Annotated in this window: 14 protein-coding genes; 5 read left to right on the top strand and 9 right to left on the bottom strand. The window is 74.9% G+C overall.

Translation table 11 applies throughout. From position 1 onward, the window contains the following. Positions 1 to 225: 225 nt before the first annotated feature. The gene (locus ACWGKU_RS29645; protein WP_452191639.1) at positions 226 to 417 is read left to right on the top strand and encodes a DUF397 domain-containing protein; all 192 of its coding nucleotides are present in this window, start codon (positions 226 to 228) and stop codon (positions 415 to 417) included. 53 nt (positions 418 to 470) lie between these two features. Here ACWGKU_RS29645 and ACWGKU_RS29640 read toward each other — a convergent pair whose 3' ends face one another. From ACWGKU_RS29640 to ACWGKU_RS29615, 6 genes are all read right to left on the bottom strand, one after another. Continuing rightward, the gene (locus tag ACWGKU_RS29640) at positions 471 to 1,466 is read right to left on the bottom strand and encodes a hypothetical protein (protein ID WP_452178863.1); all 996 of its coding nucleotides are present in this window, start codon (positions 1,464 to 1,466) and stop codon (positions 471 to 473) included. A gap of 231 nt (positions 1,467 to 1,697) precedes the next feature. Next, complete coding sequence (menC, locus tag ACWGKU_RS29635) at positions 1,698 to 2,807, bottom strand: o-succinylbenzoate synthase (protein WP_380551940.1); 1,110 nt, start codon at positions 2,805 to 2,807, stop codon at positions 1,698 to 1,700. Continuing rightward, positions 2,804 to 3,562 (bottom strand): GNAT family N-acetyltransferase, encoded by a 759-nt coding sequence (locus ACWGKU_RS29630; protein WP_452178864.1) that lies wholly within the window; start codon positions 3,560 to 3,562, stop codon positions 2,804 to 2,806. The genes menC and ACWGKU_RS29630 overlap by 4 nt, the downstream gene beginning before the upstream one ends. Positions 3,563 to 3,666: 104 nt before the next feature. Then, positions 3,667 to 5,265 carry a PucR family transcriptional regulator gene (locus tag ACWGKU_RS29625; RefSeq protein WP_452178865.1) on the bottom strand — a complete coding sequence of 533 codons (1,599 nt, stop codon included), beginning with the start codon at positions 5,263 to 5,265 and terminating at the stop codon, positions 3,667 to 3,669. Positions 5,266 to 5,578: 313 nt separating this feature from the next. After that, complete coding sequence (locus tag ACWGKU_RS29620; protein WP_452178866.1) at positions 5,579 to 7,159, bottom strand: serine hydrolase domain-containing protein; 1,581 nt, start codon at positions 7,157 to 7,159, stop codon at positions 5,579 to 5,581. A gap of 121 nt (positions 7,160 to 7,280) precedes the next feature. Next, the gene (locus ACWGKU_RS29615) at positions 7,281 to 8,357 is read right to left on the bottom strand and encodes an alpha/beta fold hydrolase (RefSeq protein WP_452178867.1); all 1,077 of its coding nucleotides are present in this window, start codon (positions 8,355 to 8,357) and stop codon (positions 7,281 to 7,283) included. A gap of 282 nt (positions 8,358 to 8,639) precedes the next feature. Between ACWGKU_RS29615 and ACWGKU_RS29610 the strand changes: the two genes are divergently transcribed. Together ACWGKU_RS29610 and ACWGKU_RS29605 are read left to right on the top strand one after the other, a co-directional pair. Continuing rightward, positions 8,640 to 9,026, top strand: coding sequence for a recombinase family protein (locus ACWGKU_RS29610; RefSeq protein ID WP_452178868.1), 387 nt, complete (start codon positions 8,640 to 8,642; stop codon positions 9,024 to 9,026). Positions 9,027 to 9,257: 231 nt separating this feature from the next. After that, positions 9,258 to 12,179 (top strand): ATP-binding protein, encoded by a 2,922-nt coding sequence (locus ACWGKU_RS29605; RefSeq protein WP_452178869.1) that lies wholly within the window; start codon positions 9,258 to 9,260, stop codon positions 12,177 to 12,179. A gap of 91 nt (positions 12,180 to 12,270) precedes the next feature. Here ACWGKU_RS29605 and ACWGKU_RS29600 read toward each other — a convergent pair whose 3' ends face one another. Continuing rightward, positions 12,271 to 12,438: a hypothetical protein gene (locus ACWGKU_RS29600; RefSeq protein WP_452178870.1), complete on the bottom strand. Its 168-nt coding sequence runs from the start codon at positions 12,436 to 12,438 to the stop codon at positions 12,271 to 12,273. A gap of 273 nt (positions 12,439 to 12,711) precedes the next feature. On the opposite strand from ACWGKU_RS29600, the gene ACWGKU_RS29595 reads away from it, so the two are divergent. Next, complete coding sequence (locus tag ACWGKU_RS29595) at positions 12,712 to 15,048, top strand: DUF7927 domain-containing protein (RefSeq protein WP_452178871.1); 2,337 nt, start codon at positions 12,712 to 12,714, stop codon at positions 15,046 to 15,048. A gap of 195 nt (positions 15,049 to 15,243) precedes the next feature. On the opposite strand, the gene ACWGKU_RS29590 is transcribed toward ACWGKU_RS29595, so the two are convergent. Continuing rightward, complete coding sequence (locus ACWGKU_RS29590) at positions 15,244 to 16,341, bottom strand: baeRF3 domain-containing protein (RefSeq protein ID WP_401052510.1); 1,098 nt, start codon at positions 16,339 to 16,341, stop codon at positions 15,244 to 15,246. A 350-nt stretch (positions 16,342 to 16,691) separates the two neighbouring features. After that, positions 16,692 to 17,282 carry a lytic polysaccharide monooxygenase gene (locus ACWGKU_RS29585; RefSeq protein WP_401052512.1) on the bottom strand — a complete coding sequence of 197 codons (591 nt, stop codon included), beginning with the start codon at positions 17,280 to 17,282 and terminating at the stop codon, positions 16,692 to 16,694. Between the two features lie 343 nt (positions 17,283 to 17,625). Here ACWGKU_RS29585 and ACWGKU_RS29580 point away from each other — a divergent pair, with 343 nt between their 5' ends. Next, positions 17,626 to 18,093: a MarR family winged helix-turn-helix transcriptional regulator gene (locus ACWGKU_RS29580; RefSeq protein ID WP_452178872.1), complete on the top strand. Its 468-nt coding sequence runs from the start codon at positions 17,626 to 17,628 to the stop codon at positions 18,091 to 18,093. The last annotated feature ends 62 nt before the right edge of the window (positions 18,094 to 18,155 follow it).

The following is an 18,155-nucleotide window of genomic DNA, read 5'->3' as shown; positions in this document are numbered from 1 at the left end:
GTCGCCGGGGCGGTCGAACTCCGCGAGTCCGACGAGGGCCACCTCATCCTCCGCACCACCCCCACCACCCTCGCCGCCCTCCTCCACGGCCTCAAAGCCGGCGAATTCGACCACCACGCCTGACCGCCCCGCCCCGCAGCGCCCCTCGCCCACCCCGGGCGAGGGGCGCAACCACCGCACCGCGAAGGCAAAGGTCCCCGGCCAGGAAGGAAACGGAAGACAACAATGCCTGAGTCCACCTGGCAGAAGTCCAGCTACAGCGGCGCTACCAATGAGTGCGTCGAGGTCCGTTCGGTCGCCGGGGCGGTCGAACTCCGCGAGTCCGACGAGGGCCACCTCATCCTCCGCACCACCCCCACCACCCTCGCCGCCCTCCTCCACGGCCTCAAAACCGGCGAATTCGACCACCACGCCTGACCGCCCCACCCCGCAGCGCCCCTCGCCCACCTGGGGCGAGGGGCGCCGGACAGTCAGTGCCTCCGGGGCAGTCGCCCCAGGAGGCCGTGGCCGCGCGTGGTCTGCCAGCGCGACCGCGCCAGCCGCAACACCGTGTCCCACTGCTGGCGGACCTCGTCGTCCGGCGGGCGCTCGCCGCGCCCGATCCTGTCGAGTTCGTCCCGCACCTCCCGTCCGAGCGCCGCCGAGGCCACCGTCGCCAGCATGGCCCCGAACAGGGCGGAGAGCATGGCGAAGACCGCCCCGATCGCGCCGTAGCGGTCCGTGGAGGCGTTGAAGAGGCGCGGCAGGTAGACGCTCATGGCCACCGAGTACCCGGCCAGCAGGACCGCCGCAATGCACCCGAACGGCACGAGGCCGAGCCGGGGGATCCTGCCTGCGGACAGCAGCCGACCGCTCCAGACGAGGAAGGCCGCCGTCAGCGGCGCCTCCACGACGTCCGCTCCCAGCCCCAGCGGCCCGCGGTCGAGAACGGCGTGGACCCAGCCGCTCAGCGCGGCGTACCCGGCCAGCAGCGCGATCCACTTGAGGCCGTTGACCGTGTTGCGGACGCTCAGCGGCTCCAGCTCCCAGCCCTGCTCGAACAGCCGCTGGGCGGCCCGCGCGAAGCTCAGCACCGAGACGAGGAGGAAGGCGATCCCGAAGAGCCCCGTGGCGCCCCAGTCGTTGGACGCGGAGAGCATGTCGCGCACGGCTTCGGCGCCGCCCCCGGTGAGTCCGTAGCGGTCGATGACGCGCTGGGCGACGTCCTTGCCGCCCAGGCGGACGACGAGGGTGCCGCAGACGATGGCCAGCGGCACCAGGGCGGTGAGCGCGGCCGAGGCCAGGGCCATCGAGCGGTCGAAGCCCACGAGTCGCTGGAAGCGGCTGACCACGCGCAGCGCGAACGCCGGGCGGAGCCAGAAGGTCGCCGTCCTCAGGATGGTCTCGCGGCTGATCCGTCTCGTGTGGCCCTCCGGAGTGACAGTGGTGGGGTGTCGGCGCGGGAAGCCGGGGAAGCCGGTGAGCACGCCGCCGGTGTGATCCTCGCGCGGCGGGCTCAACCCGCTGCGGCAACCCGCCGGAACGAGTTCCTCCGGCTGCGACCCGAGAGGTGGCGCGCGGCGCGGGAGCGGCCCTCGGCCGGCTGATGTCCTGTCGTGTCGGGCCTGTCCGTGGATCCCGTGTCGAGCTGCGGGGTTGCCGGGGAGGAGCCCCCTGACTCGGGCACCGCACGGCGGTGCCCGAGGCCCTACGGCTGGTCAGACGGTGAGGAGTTCCGTGGAGGTGGTGGCGGCTTGCAGGGCGTCGGGGTCGGGGACGATGCCGATCCCCGGGCCGGTGGGGACGGTCAGACGGCCGTCGTGGAGGACGAAGGGGTCGGTGATGTCGCGGGTGTAGTAGCGGGCCGAGGCCGAGATGTCGCCGGGCAGGGTGAAGCCCGGGAGCGCGGCCAGCGCCAGGTTGGCCGCCCGCCCCAGCCCGGTCTCCAGCATGCCGCCGCACCACACCGGTACGCCGTTCGCCAGGCACAGGTCGTGGATCCGGCGGGCTTCCAGGTACCCGCCGACCCGGCCGGGCTTGATGTTGACGATCGAGCACGCCTCCTGCCGGATGGCGGTGGCCGCGTCCCGGGCGGAGGTGATCGACTCGTCCAGGCAGATCGGGGTGTCCATGCGGGCCGCCAGCCGGGTGTGCGAGAGCAGGTCGTCGGGGGCGAACGGCTGCTCGATCAGCGTCAGCCCGTAGGCGTCGAGCCGGCGCAGGTGGGGCTGGTCCGCCGGACCGTAGGCGGTGTTGGCGTCCACCTGCAGGGCGATGTCCGGGCCGAACGTCTCCCGGACCGCTCGCAGCGGCTCGATGTCCCAGCCCGGTTCGATCTTCAGCTTGATCCGGGCGTAGCCCGCGCGGAGGTAGCCGTCGACGGCGCTGATCAGCTCGTCGACGGTGTCCGTGATGCCGACCGACACGCCGACCGCGAGCTCGGTGCGCGTCGCCCCGAAGTACTGGGCGAGGCTGATGCCGGCGGTCCGCAGTTCGGCGTCCAGTACCGCCATCTCGACGGCCGTCCTGGCCATCGGATTGCCTCTGACCGGCCGGAGCAGCTCGGGTACCAGTGCCGCGGTCAGCCCGGGGGCCCGGGACAACCGGGGCAGCAGGAACTCACGTACCACTTCCCGGGCCCCGGCCAGGTACTCGGCGCTGTACGTCGGATCGTCGTCGGCCACGCACTCGCCCCAGCCGACGGCTCCGTCGGCCGTGGTGACCTTGACCAGCAGCGAGTTCCGGTGTTCCTGGGTTCCCAGTGCGGTCCGGAACGGCGCGACCAGGGGCAGGGCCACCTCACGCAACTCCACCTGCTGCAGCTTCATTCCGATGTTTCCTTCCGTCGCAGGACGTACCAGCCGGACCGGTCGAACCCGTCGATCCGGTAGCCGCTCTCCAGGGCGCCGCCGAGCGCCCGGCGCATCGCGGACCGCCAGCGCCGGGCGGCGGCCGGATCCGTTCGCCGCAGGGACTCCGCGTCCACGGGGGTGACACAACGCAGTACGCCGCCGGTCGCGGCGCGCGGTACGGGCTCACCGTTGCCGTCCGCTTCGAGCACGGGTTCCGCCGCGGCCGGGTCCGGCAGCGGTGCCGGTGCGTGCGGCGTCCCGTGCACCGGCCAGCTGACGAACAGCCGGTCGGAGTCGTCGCCGTCGTTGATGCCGTCGGCCAACGGCCCGTAGAAGTCGGGCAGGTACGCCTCCGCGACCGCCCCGAGCCGCCGCAGGTTGAAGTGGGCGTTGCGGCGGATCAGCGGGTCGTACGTCCACGAGATCGACGACAGGCCCGCCTGGGCGGCCCACTCCCGCTGGTGCGACTTCATCGCCGCGCCGATCCCGCGCCCGCGCATTCCCGGCAGCACGCCGGCCACGTGCGAGTGCAGGCTGTCCCCGATGGTGCGGAATCCGGCGGTCACGCCGACCATCGCCGTCCCGAGATACGCCGCCGCGACGTAGCCGCCGGTGTGGGCGAGCGCGCACATCACGTCCAGGGCCAGCGGTGGCTCGGCGATGTCCGGGGTGTTCCACACGGCGCGCAGCACCGCGTCGGCCTGCTGGAGTTCGGGTACGGTCCGGAGCAACCGGATTCGGACGTCCGCCCGTTCCGCGCCGGCGGAAGGAAAATCGACCGTGCGACGAGTCTGCTCGGCGGGCCGCCCCGGGCCATTGGCGTCCGGGCCCGAGTTCACCTGGCCTCCTTTGTGCCGATGTCCGGCAGCCGTAGCCGCAGTTGCAGCGCCAGTGCCAGCCGCAGGTCCGGATCGTCGATGTCGATCAGCTCGGCCAGCCGGCGCAACCGGTGCCGCAACGTGTTGGGGTGCAGCGTCATGGCCTCGGCGACCCGTGGCACGTCGTAGTGCCCGGCGATCCAGCAGCGCAGTGTCTTCTCGTACTCCGTTCCGTGCCGGGCGTCGTGGTCGAGCACCGTCGACAGGGGCTCCCCGTGCAGGGCCGGACGGTACCGGAGCGCCTCGTGGACGTCCCGCAGGAATATCGGGGCGGCCAGCTCGTCGTGCCGTCCGATCTCCGTCCTGCCGAACGGTCCGCACACCACCTCGAGCGCCTGCCTGGCCTGGCTCAGCCCTGTCGAGACGTCGGCGAGGCCGGGGAGGGTGCGGCTGATCCCCGCCCGCCAGCCGCCGCCCAGGGTGTCGCTCGCCCGGGCCAGCACCGTCGCGATGATCAGCTGGATCACGGGCGCGTCGGACGCCGTGTCGACCACCGCCACGGCCTGACCGTCCAGCGCTCCGGCGGCGGCTCCCAGCCGGTAGGCGGAGAGTCCCATCCGCAGCAGGTCGCCGACGTATTCGGCGGCGGAGTCCGGCGAGACGCCTCGCGCGTGACCGGCCGGTTCGCCGAAGCGGCCGATCACCAGCACGGTCGCCGGGGCGTCGAAGCGTATCGCGAACGAGTCGGCGAGCTCCCGGGTCGCTCCCAGGCCGCGGAGCAACCAGCCCAGGCGCTCGGCTCGTTGCCGGCGCTCGGCGTCCGCCGCGAGGCTGACCCGGGCCAGGTGGGGCGCGGCCAGCCGCGCGCCCTCGGCGAGGACGTCCGCCGCCTCCTCCGTCAGGGGCTCATCGCCTTGGAGCACCCAGATGGTGCCCAGCGCCTCGCCACCGTCCCGGATGGCGATGGCGAGGCGTGGCCGGTACTCCTTCGGCTCGTAGCTCCAGACCGCGGTGTCGGAGCGCAGGACGGCGGCGTACTCCTCGGCGTGGGTCGGGTGGTCCGGCACCCGGCGGCCGAGGATGCCGTCACGGCGCGGGTCGTCGACCAGTTGGCCCGGGACCGTGGAGTAGGCCAGCACGCGCATGGACAGGTCCTCGATCGCCACCGCGCCGCCGGCGCGCACGGCGATGTCGTTGGCGAGGGCGAACAGGTCGGTGGACCGGTGCCTGTTCGGCTCGAACACCGGGCTCGTGATCGCACGCAGCGCGTCGATCAGGGTGTAGAGCTGCCCCCAGGAGATCTCGGCGCTGCGCTCCAGGAGCGCCACTCCGGTCCGTTCGGCCGCCTGTGTCAGCGCTGCCGTGTCCGTGCTGCCGGCTCGCATGACCACCGCCGTGGCGTGGTGCTCGGCTGCCCGCTCCAGGACGTCGGCGGTCAGTCGGCCGGGTACCAGGACGATCGCGTCGGTCAGCCCTGTCCCGGGGGCGTCGGTGTCATGGATCGTGGGCGCCCCGACGGCGACCGCCCGGCCTCGCGGCAGTGCGAGCGGCCGTAGGAGGTCGGTTCCCAGGCTGTCGAGCACGACCCCGAGGGTGATCCCGGCGGGGGCTGTCATCGCCGCTCCGATCGCGGCATCCGGCCTCGGCGCTCTCCGGTGGACTCACCGTCGGCGGTCACCTGTTCACCGGCCGGGAACACATGCGTCGTTCCGGTCGGCGGCAGCTGCCTCTCCGGACCGGCCACCGCCGGCCGCGGGGTGGTGTGGCCCACCAGGGGGGCGACGTGGTTGCTCGGCCCGGCGGCCTTCCGGCGGCTCGGCGGAGTCGGAGTCATGGGGAGTCCTCGTCAGGGGATGGGTCGGGTGAAGGGGGCGCCGATGAGGGACACCTCGGGGCGGTCGGCGGAGAGCGAGCAGCGGACGGGGGCCGTCAGGGGACGAGGTTGAGGCCGGGGGGAAGTCCCAGGGGGGCGGTGTCGTCGGGCTGTCGGACGAAGCGCATCCGGTGGACACCGTGCGTGCTGATCAGGAGGTCGTCGCCGCTGGGGCGCAGGCTGATCAGGCCGCCCGCGCGGAACGCGCCGTCCGGTGCCGGTTCGATCGTCCCGACGAACTCCAGGCCGAGTTCGAGCGTGCCGTCCCGGGTGACCGTCGCCAGGACACCGAGTTCCGGACTGCGGTAGACGGCCGGTGGCAGTGCGGCACCGGCAGCCGCGGGGGGACAGCGCCGGTACTCCGTGGCGCGGCCGGGGCGGTACACCGATCCGATCCTGATCGTGCCGGACGACACCCGCAGCCAGAAGCCGGCGCTGTCCTCCAGGCCGTGCCAGCTGCCGTCGACGGCCGGGGCGAACTCGCCGGCGGACGGCGCGTCGTGGATGCGGATCCGGCCGTTGCCCACGGCGTCGATCCGGAGGGTGAGGCCGGATCGCGGATCCAGCCAGTCCCCCGCCAGCCGGGCAGCGGGCTCGGCGGCCACCGGGTCCGCGATCAGCGCGACGGGATCGTCCTCGGGCAGCCCGGCGGCCAGCCGGAGCACCCGAGTGGCCAGCTTCGCGGAGTCGATCGAGGAGTTGTTGCTCAGCAGCGCCACGCCGAGGTCGGCGTCCGGCATGAACAGCAGCTGGGACCGGTACCCGGGGACACCGCCGGCATGGCCGAACGCCGGGTGGCCCGCGATCGTCGTGTGGTAGAGACCCAGCGCGTACGGCCACTCCTCCCCGTCCCCGGAGTCGACCTGCCGCACCAGCCCGTCGCGGATGTCGGCGCCCAGGACCCGGCCGTCCTGCAGGAACCCGAACCACGGCGCCAGGTCGGCGACGCTGGTGGCCAGGCCGCCGTCGCCGACCGCGGACTCCTCGGTGTCGGCGCGCCGGACGGCACCGCGGGTGACGTCGTACCCGTAGGCGAATCGCGGCAACGGCTCCCGGCTGTCCTCGCGGAACACGGTCTCGTTCATGCCCAGCGGTGTGAACATCCGGTCCGTGGTGAACTCCCCCAGGGTGCGACCGGTGAGCCGCCGCACGAGCGAGGCGACCAGGACGTACCCCGTGTTGGAGTAGGAGAACGCGGTCCCCGGTTCGAAGTCGACCTCGGTCAGCCCTGCCACGAAGGCCAGCGTCCGGTCCTGGGTGATCCTCGTCAGCGGGCGGCCGGCGATCGTCGCCAGCGCCAGCCAGTCCCGCAGACCTCCCGTGTGCCACAGACATTGACCGACGGTCACCGGCACCGCCAACTTCAGCTCGGGCAGGTGCGTGCGGATGTCGTCGTCCAGCGACAGTCGCCCGTCCCGGCACAGCAGCAACGCCGCCGCGGCGGTGAACTGCTTGCTCATGGAGGCGATGTCGAACCGTGTCCGGGTGTCGACCGGCGCCTCGAACTCCACGCTCGCCAGCCCCGCAGACGCCTGGTGGATCAGCTTCCCGTCGGTGTAGATCCCGACGGACAGTCCCGGGTCACCCGGGCGTATCGCCGAGCCCACGACCTCGGACAATGTTGTTGAGATGGCCATGCACCCCAGACTCTCAGTCAGGACTGCCCGGAGGGTTTGTCCTGACAGGCAAAGTCCGCTCGCCCGACGTTGGCCGAAAGGACATGCCCCTGTGCCTCCTGACGTCAGGAGCATTCCTCGCTCAGAGCCGGTCGGCGTCGAGGACGGCCTGCGCGAAGGCCTCGGGTGCCTCCTGGGGGACGTTGTGGCCGATCTCGGGCAGGCTCCGGTGGAGGTAGGGGCCGGTGAAGAAGTCGCGGTAGCCGGCGCCGTCGCCGGGGGCGGTGAACGGGTCGCGGCCCGCGTCCAGGGTCACGGTCGGCACGGCGATCCGGGGACGGGCGGCGAGGCGGCGCTCCAGCTGGTCGTAGCGGTGCTCGCCCTCCGCCAGGCCCAGCCGCCAGCGGTAGTTGTGGATGACGATCGCCGCGTAGTCGGGGTTGTCGAAGGCGGCGGCGGTGCGGTCGAAGACGGCGTCGTCGAAGGCCCAGGTCGGCGAGACCTGCTGCCAGACCAGGCGGCACAGCTCGCGGCGCTTGTCCCGGTCCTCCATGGCACGCCGTCCGCGTTCGGTGGCGAAGTAGAACTGGTACCACCAGGTGTGCTCGGCGGCGGGCGCCAGCGGCTCCTTCTGCATCTCGACGTCGGTGACGAGGTAGCCGCTGACCGAGACGAGCGCCTCGACCCGTTCGGGCCACAGCGCGGCGATGATGTCGGCGGTGCGCGAGCCCCAGTCGAAGCCCGCCAGCACGGCCCGCCGGATGCCCAGCGCGTCCATCAGGGCGAGCACGTCCAGGGCGACCGCGGCCTGCTGGGCGTTGCGCGTCGTCCGCTCGGACAGGAAGCGGGTGGTGCCGTGGCCGCGCAGGTACGGGACGACGACGCGGTAGCCCCGGGCGGCGAGCAGCGGGGCGACGTCGACGTAGCTGTGGATGTCGTACGGCCAGCCGTGCAGGCAGATCACGGCGGGGCCGTCGGCCGGGCCGTCCTCGGCGTAGCCGACGTCGAGCAGGCCGGCCCGGATCTGGGCCAGGCGGGCGAAGCCGGTCCGGGCGGCGGGGGCGGGGGCGCCGACGGGGGCGGCGGCCGGTGCAGGGGCGGGGGCACCGGCGGCCCGGGCCTGGGCCTGGGCCTGGGGCAGGGGTGGGGCGGCCAGGGACAGCGCGGTGGTGCCCGCGCCGAGTCCGACGGCCCTGGTGAAGGTGCGCCTGTCGATCATGCCGATTTCCTCCTTGGTGCGAACGTGTGCTTCATTCCAGCTTGTTGACGCCGCGTCAACGGCCCGGAGCGCCTCGGCGCGCCGCGCGGGGCCCCCGGGACGGCCGGGAACGCGAGCGCCGCCCGGGGTCCGCGGGGCCTGCGGGGCGGGGCGGTGACCTGTTCGGCGGTCGCACGATTGGGTGGCGACCGCTATTGATCCCGCACTGTTCACCGGGGCCTGCTGGAGTGGACGGGCGCCCCCCTCCCGTCGCACTCCTCACCCACCGGGCAGGTGAACGACATGACCGACCGCCCCCCGCACCCCGGCCTCCCGGCCCGGCCCGCGCTGTACCTCCGCTGTTACCCCGCCGACGCGGCGGGGCTGGAGTACCAGCGCGCGGTGCTGGAGCGCCTGGCCCGCTACCGCGGCCTGCCGGTGCCCTCCGCCTTCCTGGACGACGGGGTGCGCTCCGGCGACCCGCACCCCGCCCTGGAGCGGTTGCTGGAGCGGGCCGAACAGGGCTGGGTGAACGTGGTGCTGGTGCCGGGGCCGTTCGTCTTCTCGCTCGACGACCGCAGTGCCCGGGCGACGGTGCGCCGGCTGGAGGCGCTGGGCTGCGCGGTACTCGAACTGCCCGGCCCGGACGTCCCGCCGCCACACCCGCCGGTCCGCGCCCGGACCGCCTGAACACACTGCCCGCACCGCCCGTACGCGCACGGACACACCTCCCGCACCACAGGAACACACCACGGGAACGCACCACCGGAACGCACCGCGGGAACGCACCGCACCGCCCGCACCACCTGCGCCGCGAGGGCGCCCCGGCGGGTACCGCCGGAAACCGTCACGGCATGATGTGCCCATGGCCTTCGCACCCCTCCTCGGCGAGCGCCGCGCACCCGAACCGACCGGACGGCCGTGAGTCGGCCCGTCGAGCCGGGATCGCCCGGCGCCGGTTTCGTGTTCGTGGGGCGCCGGCCCGAACTGGACCGCCTGACCGACGCGATGCTCCGCCCGCCCGCCGTGGTCCTGGTCGAGGGCGAGGCCGGCCTGGGCAAGTCCCGCCTGGTGGCCGAGGCCGCGGCCGGTGCCGCGGCGGCGGGCCGCCTGGTGCTGACCGGCTTCTGCCATCCTCTGCGCGAGCCGCTGGCCTTCGGCCCGGTGGTGGACGCGCTGCGCGGCGTCGGCCCGTTCCTGCCGCCCGCCGACCGCATCCCGGCCAGCGCCGGGGCACTGCGCCCGCTGCTGCCCGACCTCGCCGACCGGCTGCCGCCGCTGCCCGCGGCCGCCGGTGAGGGGACGCCGGGGCTGCGGCTGCTGGTCCAGGCGGTGCGCGCCCTGCTCGGCGCGCTCGGCGAGACGGTGCTGGTCGTGGAGGACCTGCACTGGGTGGACGATGCCACCCGCGAGCTGCTCCTGCTGCTGGCCCGGGACGTGCCGGCGGGGCTGGCCCTGGTGCTCACCTACCGGGCCGAGGACCTGGCGCCGGACACCCCCGTACTGGGTGCGGCCTACCGGCGCCCCGCCGGGGTGGGCGGCGCGCTGATCCGGCTGGCCCCGCTCGCCGAGGCCGAGGTCGACGAGCTGGCCCGGGCGGCGCTGGGCCCGCGCGCGACGGCGGCGCTCACCCGGGTGCTGTTCGACCGCAGCGAGGGCCTGCCGCTGGTCGCCGAGGAGGACCTGATCACGCTGTGCGAGCAGCGCGGTTCCGGCGCGCTGACCAACGCCGCGGACCTGGCCGCCGACCTGGAGCAGTCCGAGGTGCCGCGCGGCCTGCGCGACGCGGTGACCGAGCGGCTCGCGGCGCTGTCCCCGGAGGCCGCCGCGATCGCCTCGGCCGCCGCGGTGCTGGGCGTGCCGGCCGGGGAGGACCTGCTGGCCGCCGTGGCCGGCCTCGACCCGCAGGCCGCGGCGGACGGCCTCACCGAGGCGCTGCGGGCGGCGGTGCTCAACGAGAAGCCGCTGGCCCGCTACGGGTTCCGGCACGTCCTGGCGCAGCAGGTGGCCTACCGCCGGCTGCCGGGGCCGCGGCGCGGCGCGCTGCACCGGCGGGCGGTGGCGGCGCTGGGCGCGCGCGAGCCGAGGCCGCTGGTGCAGATCGCCCACCACACGCTGGCGCTCGGCGACCGGGCGGCCTGGCAGGAGGTGGCCGAGGCGGCCGCCGACCAGGCGGTGGCGCTCGGGGACAGCGGCAGTGCCGGCGCGCTGCTGCGCCGGCTGCTCGACGAGCCCGACCTCGATCCGCGGCGGCGCGGGCGGGCCGCGCTGGCGCTGGCGCGGATCGCCGCCGACGGCGTGGATTCGGTGGCCAGCGCGGCGACGCTGACCGCGATCATCGCCGATCCGCGGCTGCCGGTGCCCGACCGCGGCGAGATCCGGCTGTCGCTGGGCTTCCTGATGGCGGTGCACGGCGGGGACCGGGCCGGTTTCGACCGGATGGAGGAGTCCCTCGACGAGTTGGAGCAGCGTCCGGGCCGGGCGGCCCGGGCGATGGTGGCGCTGGCCATGAACGAGCGCGACGGCGCCGGCGAGCGCGCCCGGCAGTGGCTGGAGCGGGCCGAGCGGACGCTGGCCGCGAACCCGGACGAGGAGGTGGCCGCCGCGGTGCGGGCCACCCGGCTGACGTTCCTGGCGCGCGAGGGCGACCCCGCGGTGTGGGAGCGGCTGGACGCGCTGCCGCGCAGCTCGCGGCGGCCGGAGATCGTCCGGCAGACCACCCGTGCGCTGTACAACGCGGGTGAGATCGCCGTGGAGCTGGGCCACGACCGGCGGGCGGCGCGGCTGCTGGAGGAGAGCCGGCGCCTGGCCCGTCGGGCGGCGATCCCCTATCTGGAGTGCTACAGCCGGATCGCGCTGGTGCGGCTGGACGGTCTGGCCGGGCGGTGGGACGGGCTGGAGGAGCGGCTGGCCGCGCTGGGTGCGGAGTTCCCGGACCTCGCGATGGCCGGGGTCGAGCAGGCCCTGCTGCGGGGCCGGCTGGCGGCCGCGCGCGGCCGGCTCGCGGAGGCGCGCGACCACTTCACGGAGGCGGGCCCGTACGGGGAGCGGGAGTCGCAGGTGACCGGGGCGCTGCGGGCGGCGGCGGGGCTGGCGGGGCTGCAGCTGGCGGAGGGGGACGTCGCGCGGGCGGCGGCCACGCTGGTGCCGGCGCTGGACGCGCTGCGCCGGGCCGGGGCCTGGCCGCGGGCCGCCGAGGTGCTGCCGGTGGCGGTCGAGGTGCTGCTGGCGGCGGGCGACGCGGCGGGTGCGGCGGAGCTGGTCGAGCAGGCGCGGGCGCATCTGGAGGGGCGGGACGCGCCGGCGGCCCGGGCGGCGCTGGCCTTCGCCGGCGGTCTGCTGCTGGCCGGTACGGATCCGGCGGGCGCGGGTGGGGATCCGGCGGGCGCGGGCGCGGAGTTCGTGCGCTCGGCCGGGCTGTGGCAGCGGATCGGGCGCCCGTACGAGCAGGCGCGGGCCGAGGAGCGGGCGGCGACCGTGGCGGCGGGGGGCGACCGGGCGGCGGCCGGGGAGCGGATCGCCGCGGCCGAGCGGGCCTATCTGGCGCTGGGCGCGGCCTCGGACGCGGCCCGCTGCCAGCGGCTGCGGCGGGAGCTGGGCCTGGGCCGGGCGGCCTCGCCGGGGCGGCGCGGCTACGGCGAGCGGCTGTCCCCGCGCGAGCGCCAGGTCGCGGCGCTGGCCGCCCAGGGCGCGGCGAACCAGGACATCGCCCGGGCGCTGTTCCTGTCGACCCGTACGGTCGAGCACCACGTGGCGAGTGCGCTGCGCAAGCTCGGGGTGGGCCGGGCGGGACTGGGCGAGGCGTTGGCCGCCGCGGACGGGGCCCCGGAGGGCACCGGCTGAGGGAGGGGAAAAAAGGGGGGGTCCCGCCCGCTCCCTCAAGGGGCGGGACCCGGTCCGGGGTCGGCCGTGCCGGTGGTGCCCGGCGCCGGGGTCAGCCGTGCCGGTGGTGCCCGGCGCGTTCGACGAGCCGGGAGAGCCGGGCCAGCCGGGCCAGGCCGGGCCGGCGCAGGCCGCTGCGGCGGGCGGGCAGGACCAGCCCGGGGTCGGGGGCGGTGAAGTGGGTGTCGGCGTAGAGCCGGAGACGTTCGCGGCGGGTCATGGGGCGACCTCCGGGGGTGAGGGTCGTCGGTGTGGGGCGGGCTCCAGGAAACCGGCTGGGCGGGGGCGGGAACAATGCGTAGCGCTACCCAATCCCCCGTACCGAATCCTGGGTACCGGCCGTTCGCGCGCCTCGGACGGGCCGTCAAGCGGTGTTGCCCCACGCGGGTGAAAGAACCGTCCGGCAGGCGTCGACGCCGGTCCGCGCAGGTACGTGGTTCTGCTGTTCGTGTCACCTCCCGACAGCGAGGTTCCCGTGTCACCTGTCCGACGAGTGCGTCCGCGCCCGCCGCACGTCCTGTCCGCGTTGCTGGCGGTGGTGCTCGGTGCGGGTGCCGCCGCCCTGGGCGTTCCGGCCCCGGCGGCCTCGGCGGGGCCGCCGGAGGCCGTGCGGGCCCGGCCGGCGGCGCAGCCCGCGGCGAAGGCGGAGGGCAGGGCGGCGCGGCCGAAGCCGCGCGGGGCAGGGACGCAGCGCCCGATCGGCCCGGACCCGGTGGTCGACCTGCTGGCGCACGGCAACCTCACGATGGCCTCCAACTCGGTGCTGACCTGCGACGACAGCGACGGCACGGTCTGCTCGGACACCGAGGGGTCGAACAACGGCCGGACCAAGTTCGTCAAGGTCGACCCGAACGCGCCGGGCCCCAACGCCTCTTCGGCGCAGCTGCTGCTGCCGGCCGGGGCGAACGTCCTGTCGGCGCGCCTGTACTGGCAGTTCAACCCGACGGGGACGAGCACCAACGGCACGTCCGGGGACATCAACCTGGGCAACCGGGTCTCCTGGAAGGTCCCGGGCGCGAGCGGGTACCAGCAGGTGACCGCGGACACCTACGACTGGTTCGACCAGATGGTGGGCGGGAACCCGCCGGAGCCGCTGCTGGCCGGCGGGGCGGTCAAGGACGTGACGGCGGAGGTCAGGGCGGCCGGTGCGGGCAGCTACACCGTCGCCGACATCCAGGCGTGCAGCGGCCGTTCCTCCGCGCAGAACTTCGGCGGCAACAACGTGGGCTGCTGGGGCGGCTGGTCGTTGGTGGTCGCGTACGAGGACACGGCGGAGCCGCTGCGCTACCTCCAGGTCTGGGACGGCTACCAGCTGCTGCGCGACCCCAACAACTCGACGACCCTCACCCTCGGCGGCATCCGCACCCCCGCCACCACGGCCCCGCGGGCCGTCATGGGGATCACCGTGGGCGACGGTGACGCGCCGATCGCCGGGGACTCCCTGGCCGTCGGCTCCACGCCCACCGACCTGACCCTGCTGCCGATGCCCGGCCCCACCGGGATCGGCACGGACAACGCGTTCACCAGCCGGATCGACCACGTCGCGACGGACGGCACCGGCGCCAACATCACCACCCGCGACCCCGACCCGGTCAACAACTACGGCTACGACGCCCGGATCATCGACGTGACCGGCAAGATCCCGGCCGGCAGCGAGCAGGCGCTGGTGCGCATCAGCGGCGCCGGCGACGCCCTGGAACCGCAGGCGGCCTGGCTGGCCCTGGACGCCCTCGAACCCGACCTGCGGATCACCAAGGCCAACACCCCGCCCGGCAGCCCCGACGACAACCCGCCCGGGCTGGTCGGCCCCGGCGAGACCATCACCTACACCTTCGCGGTGGCCAACCGGCGCCAGGACGGCACCAGCACCGACCTCGACACCGCGACCGGCGTCACCGTGACCGACACGATCCCGGCCGGCACCACCTTCGTCCCCGCCTCCGACCCGGCCTGCCGGGCCAGTGGACAGACCGTCACCTGCACGGTCCCCGACCTGCCCCCGGGCGCCGAGGCCAACGTCGCCTTCCAGGTCACCGTCGACGCCTCCACCGCCGTCGGCACCCACCTCGACGACACGGCCACGCTCCAGTTCCGGGGCAGCCAGACCCAGCGGGCCCAGGAGCGCACCAGCAACACCGTGCGCAACACCGTCGCCGCCGTGCCCGGCTACACCATCGTCAAGACGGCCGACCCGACCACCGCCAAGCCCGGCGACACCGTCCACTACCGGATCCAGGCCACCAACACCAGCCGGACCGACGCCCCGGGGGTGACCCTCACCGACGACCTGTCGGGCGTGCTGAACTCCGCCGCGTACAACAACGACGCCACCGCGGACCGCGGTCAGGTCCAGTTCGCGGGCACCGCGCTGACCTGGAGCGGGGGCCTGCCCGTCGGGGCCACCGTGACCATCAACTACTCCGTCACCGTGCGCTCCCCGCTGGCCGCCGACGCGGTCCTGCGCAACGCCGTCTCCTCCGGCACCTACGCCAACAACTGCTCGCAGGGCTCGACGGACGCGCGCTGCCGCACCGAGGTCCCGGTCACCGTCCCGAGCCCCAGCCCCAGCCCGAGCCCGACGTCGTCGCCGAGCCCCAGCCCGAGCCCCAGCCCGAGTCCGACCACGAGCCCCTCGCCGCACCCGACCCACAGCCCGGGCCACAGCCCGACCCACGTCCCCCCGCCCGACCACGGTCACGGCGGCCAGCTGCCCGAGACCGGTAGCAACGCGGCCCGGCTGCTGCCCGTCGTCGGCCTCACCGCGCTCGGCGCCGTCGCCGCGGGCGTGCTCCTGCTGATCCGCGCCCGCCGCGCCCGCCGTACCCGCTGAGCCCCGTCACGACCGCACTCCCCTGGCCGCGCCCACGCCTCGCGTGGGCGCGGCCTCGCGCTGCCGGGGGGTGCGGCGGGCGGACGCGCGGTGGGGGCGGGCCGGCCGGACGGTCGCCCTGTGCGACGGGAGCGGGTGCCTCCGATGCGCCGCGGCCGCCCACCGACGAAGGGGGCGGCCGCGGTCGAGGGCGGGTCAGTAGCGCAGGACGGCGGCGATCCGGTCGCTGTCGGCGAGGGTGCCGTCGGGGACGAAGCCGACCTGGCCGCCGGTGTCCAGGGTGCGCTCGATCACCTCGTCCACGATGTCCTCGCGGGCGCCGGGCTGGTCGGCCTCGGCGGGCACGAGGTGCTCGCCCTCGTCGCGCACGGTGGCGCGGTAGTTCTCCTCGACCACCAGGCGGGCGACCCGGCCCTCGCCGACGGTCCGCCAGACCTCGTCCAGGCCGGCCGCGAACTGCTGGGCGCCGCGGGCCTTGTCGAGCTGGGCGAGGTGCTCGGCGACCTCCTGGTCGGCGTGGGCGCGCACGGCGGGTTCGACCACCTTGCGGACGGTCTCGGCGTCGGCCTGGGCCAGGCCGCCGTGCGGGAGTTGCGCGGTGGACTCCTTGGCGATCGGGCCGACGGCGTCCAGCAGGGCGAGCGCGGCGGCCTCGCCGACCACGTACAGCGGGCGGGGGGCGGCGGCCAGCAGCCTGCCGACCTCGGTGTCGGCCTGGCGCAGGAAGGTCTTGGTCGCCTCGTCGCGGAAGGTGCTGGGCGTGTCGCCGATCTGCTCCTGGCGCTCGGGGTCGGGGTTGTCGAAGACGCGCACCAGCGGGAAGCCCCGGCCCTTCTCCTCGGTGACCCGCTCCTCGGTGCCGCCCCAGAGCACCACCTTGTCGGCGGCGACCGCGAGCACCCAGAACGGGCGCTCGGCGGCGTGCGCGGCGACCAGGTTGCGGGTGAGGAAGGTGTCGGACAGGACCACCCGGGCGGGGGCGGTGCGCCCGAGTGACCAGACCTGGTGCTCGCCGGGGGCGGCGAAGATCGCCAGGCCGTCCTCGGCGTGCACCAGGTCGACCTCCGTGTGGGCCCGGTCGAGCTGTTCCAGCACGTCGATCCGGTCGGCGCGGGAGACCTCCGGGTCCGCCTGGACGCGCTCCTTCGCCTCGGCCAGCAGGTTGCGCAGCCGGACCGGGTCCTGGGTGTTGTCCGGCTCCCGGCGGTGCGTGGGCATCAGGATCGACACCACCGGATAGGGCCGCGGCCGGCGCAGCTCGGCGAGGACGGCGGGGCTGAGGTCGGGGCGCATGGAGACCCTTTCCGAAGGCGGTCGGCCTTCTTTCGTGGACGCGCGGAGCCTGGCACTGCTGCCAAATGTCGCCAATGTACCCATTGGCGGCTTCTGTGGCGCGCGAGCACGGCCCGGGCGGGGGTCTGCGGTGCGGTCGGGCCGGGGGTCGGGCCCGGGGCCTGCGGTGCGGTCGGACCGGGGGTCGGGCCCGGGGCCTGCGGTGCGGTCGGGCGGGCGGCCCGCCGGCGCCGTCCGGAGTCGGGCGGCGGCGTCGGCGGGACGCGGTCGGGCACGGTGGGGCCCGGTCGGGCACGGTGGGGCACGGTGGGACGCGACCGGTCAGGGCCGTCGGGACGGCCCGGGGACGGTCAGAACTGGACGTCGGTGCAGGAGTAGAAGGCGTTGCCGGTGTCGGCGATCTCCCAGACGGCGACGATCACCTGGTGGCCGGTGCGGCCGGTGGGCAGGGTCCCGGTGTGGGTGGTGGTGGCGGCGGGCTGGCGGCCGTTGTAGGGGACGGTCAGGAACGGGGTCAGGTCCAGGGCGGACCGGGTGATCGGCTGGCTCGCGCTGTAGCCGGGCTTGGTCAGGTAGTACGTGAAGTTCGTGGTGGAGTGCCGGGCCTCGATCTCCCAGGTGAAGGTGAGCTGCTGGCCCGCCGTCACCCTGGTGGTCGGCCAGGCGCCGCCCCGGGGGTTGTCCAGCGGGGCCCAGCGGGCGTCCCCGCCGGCGCAGATGGTGCCGTCCGCCGGGCCGCGACCCGGGAAGCCCTTGGGACCCTCGACGCTCTGCGGCTCCCACTGGATGTCTCCGCAGTCCCACGGGACGGCGTTGGCGCCGCAGAGCGCGGAACGGCTCGGCGGCAGGTTGATGAAGCCGTGCGACTGGGCCGGCAGGGCCGCCGCGATCGGCAGGGCGATCGCGGCCGCGGCGGCGGCGATCAGATGGCGCTTGCGCATGGTGCTCCTCCGTGGGGGTGGATGGAGTGTGCGCCCGGCGCGGGGCGTGCGCGTGCGCGTGGGGGTGCGCACGGCGGCCTGCCGGAGATATGGCATGCCCGCGCCAGACCGGTTGCCCGACACCGTAGGAGCTGCCTTCCCCTCGCGTCAATGGTCTGAACCATTTACGCCAAAGCCTTGCGAACACTGGGCGCCGCCCGACGTCTCGCACCCGGCACCCCACCCGTGCCCACCCGGGCACACGTGGGAAGATTGCTTGCACAAGCGCTATACAGGCTCTAGCCGATATTTCAGTCCATGGCTTATCCTGGACTCAGCCACATCCGGAAGGAGGCCGGGCCCCATGACCGCCACGGACCCCGCACTCACCGCCCTCGCCAGCGGCTGGAACGCCCTGTCCCTCCTGCACGGCCGGATCGAGTCCCACATCGAACGCGCCCTGCAGGCCGGACACGACCTGAGCGTGCGCGAGTACTCGCTGCTCGACGTGCTCAGCCGCCAGCACGACGGCGAGGGCGGGCACCTGCAGATGAAGCAGGTCGCCGACGCGGTCGTGCTCAGCCAGAGCGCCACCACCCGCCTGGTCACCCGACTGGAGGACCGCGGCCTGCTGGCGCGCTACCTGTGCCCGACCGACCGCCGCGGCATCTACACCAATGTGAGCGAGGACGGGCTGAAGCTCCTGGAGCGGGCCCGGCCGACCAACGACGCCGCACTGCGCGAGGCGCTCGACGAAGCCGCCCGCAACCCCGAGCTGACCTCGCTGGTCCGCGCGGTCGAGGCCGTGGACGCCGCCTCGCCCGCCCGCTGACCCCGGCCGGCCCCGCACCGCCGCTCCCCCGGGCCCGGCCCGTCCGAACCGCTCCCACGGTT

The organism is Kitasatospora sp. NPDC054768 (assembly GCF_053612025.1).
Note: the sequence above shows the minus strand (reverse complement) of the source record. Positions and strands in the feature narration are given on the sequence as shown.

Coding starts and splice junctions, on each gene's coding strand:
- ACWGKU_RS29585 (WP_401052512.1), bottom strand. CDS start 17,282: ATGCGCAAGCGCCATCTGATCGCCGCCGCCGCGGCCGCGATCGCCCTG.
- menC (WP_380551940.1), bottom strand. CDS start 2,807: ATGAAGCTGCAGCAGGTGGAGTTGCGTGAGGTGGCCCTGCCCCTGGTC.
- ACWGKU_RS29600 (WP_452178870.1), bottom strand. CDS start 12,438: ATGACCCGCCGCGAACGTCTCCGGCTCTACGCCGACACCCACTTCACC.
- ACWGKU_RS29625 (WP_452178865.1), bottom strand. CDS start 5,265: ATGACAGCCCCCGCCGGGATCACCCTCGGGGTCGTGCTCGACAGCCTG.
- ACWGKU_RS29620 (WP_452178866.1), bottom strand. CDS start 7,159: ATGGCCATCTCAACAACATTGTCCGAGGTCGTGGGCTCGGCGATACGC.
- ACWGKU_RS29580 (WP_452178872.1), top strand. CDS start 17,626: ATGACCGCCACGGACCCCGCACTCACCGCCCTCGCCAGCGGCTGGAAC.
- ACWGKU_RS29645 (WP_452191639.1), top strand. CDS start 226: ATGCCTGAGTCCACCTGGCAGAAGTCCAGCTACAGCGGCGCTACCAAT.
- ACWGKU_RS29615 (WP_452178867.1), bottom strand. CDS start 8,357: ATGATCGACAGGCGCACCTTCACCAGGGCCGTCGGACTCGGCGCGGGC.
- ACWGKU_RS29590 (WP_401052510.1), bottom strand. CDS start 16,341: ATGCGCCCCGACCTCAGCCCCGCCGTCCTCGCCGAGCTGCGCCGGCCG.
- ACWGKU_RS29610 (WP_452178868.1), top strand. CDS start 8,640: ATGACCGACCGCCCCCCGCACCCCGGCCTCCCGGCCCGGCCCGCGCTG.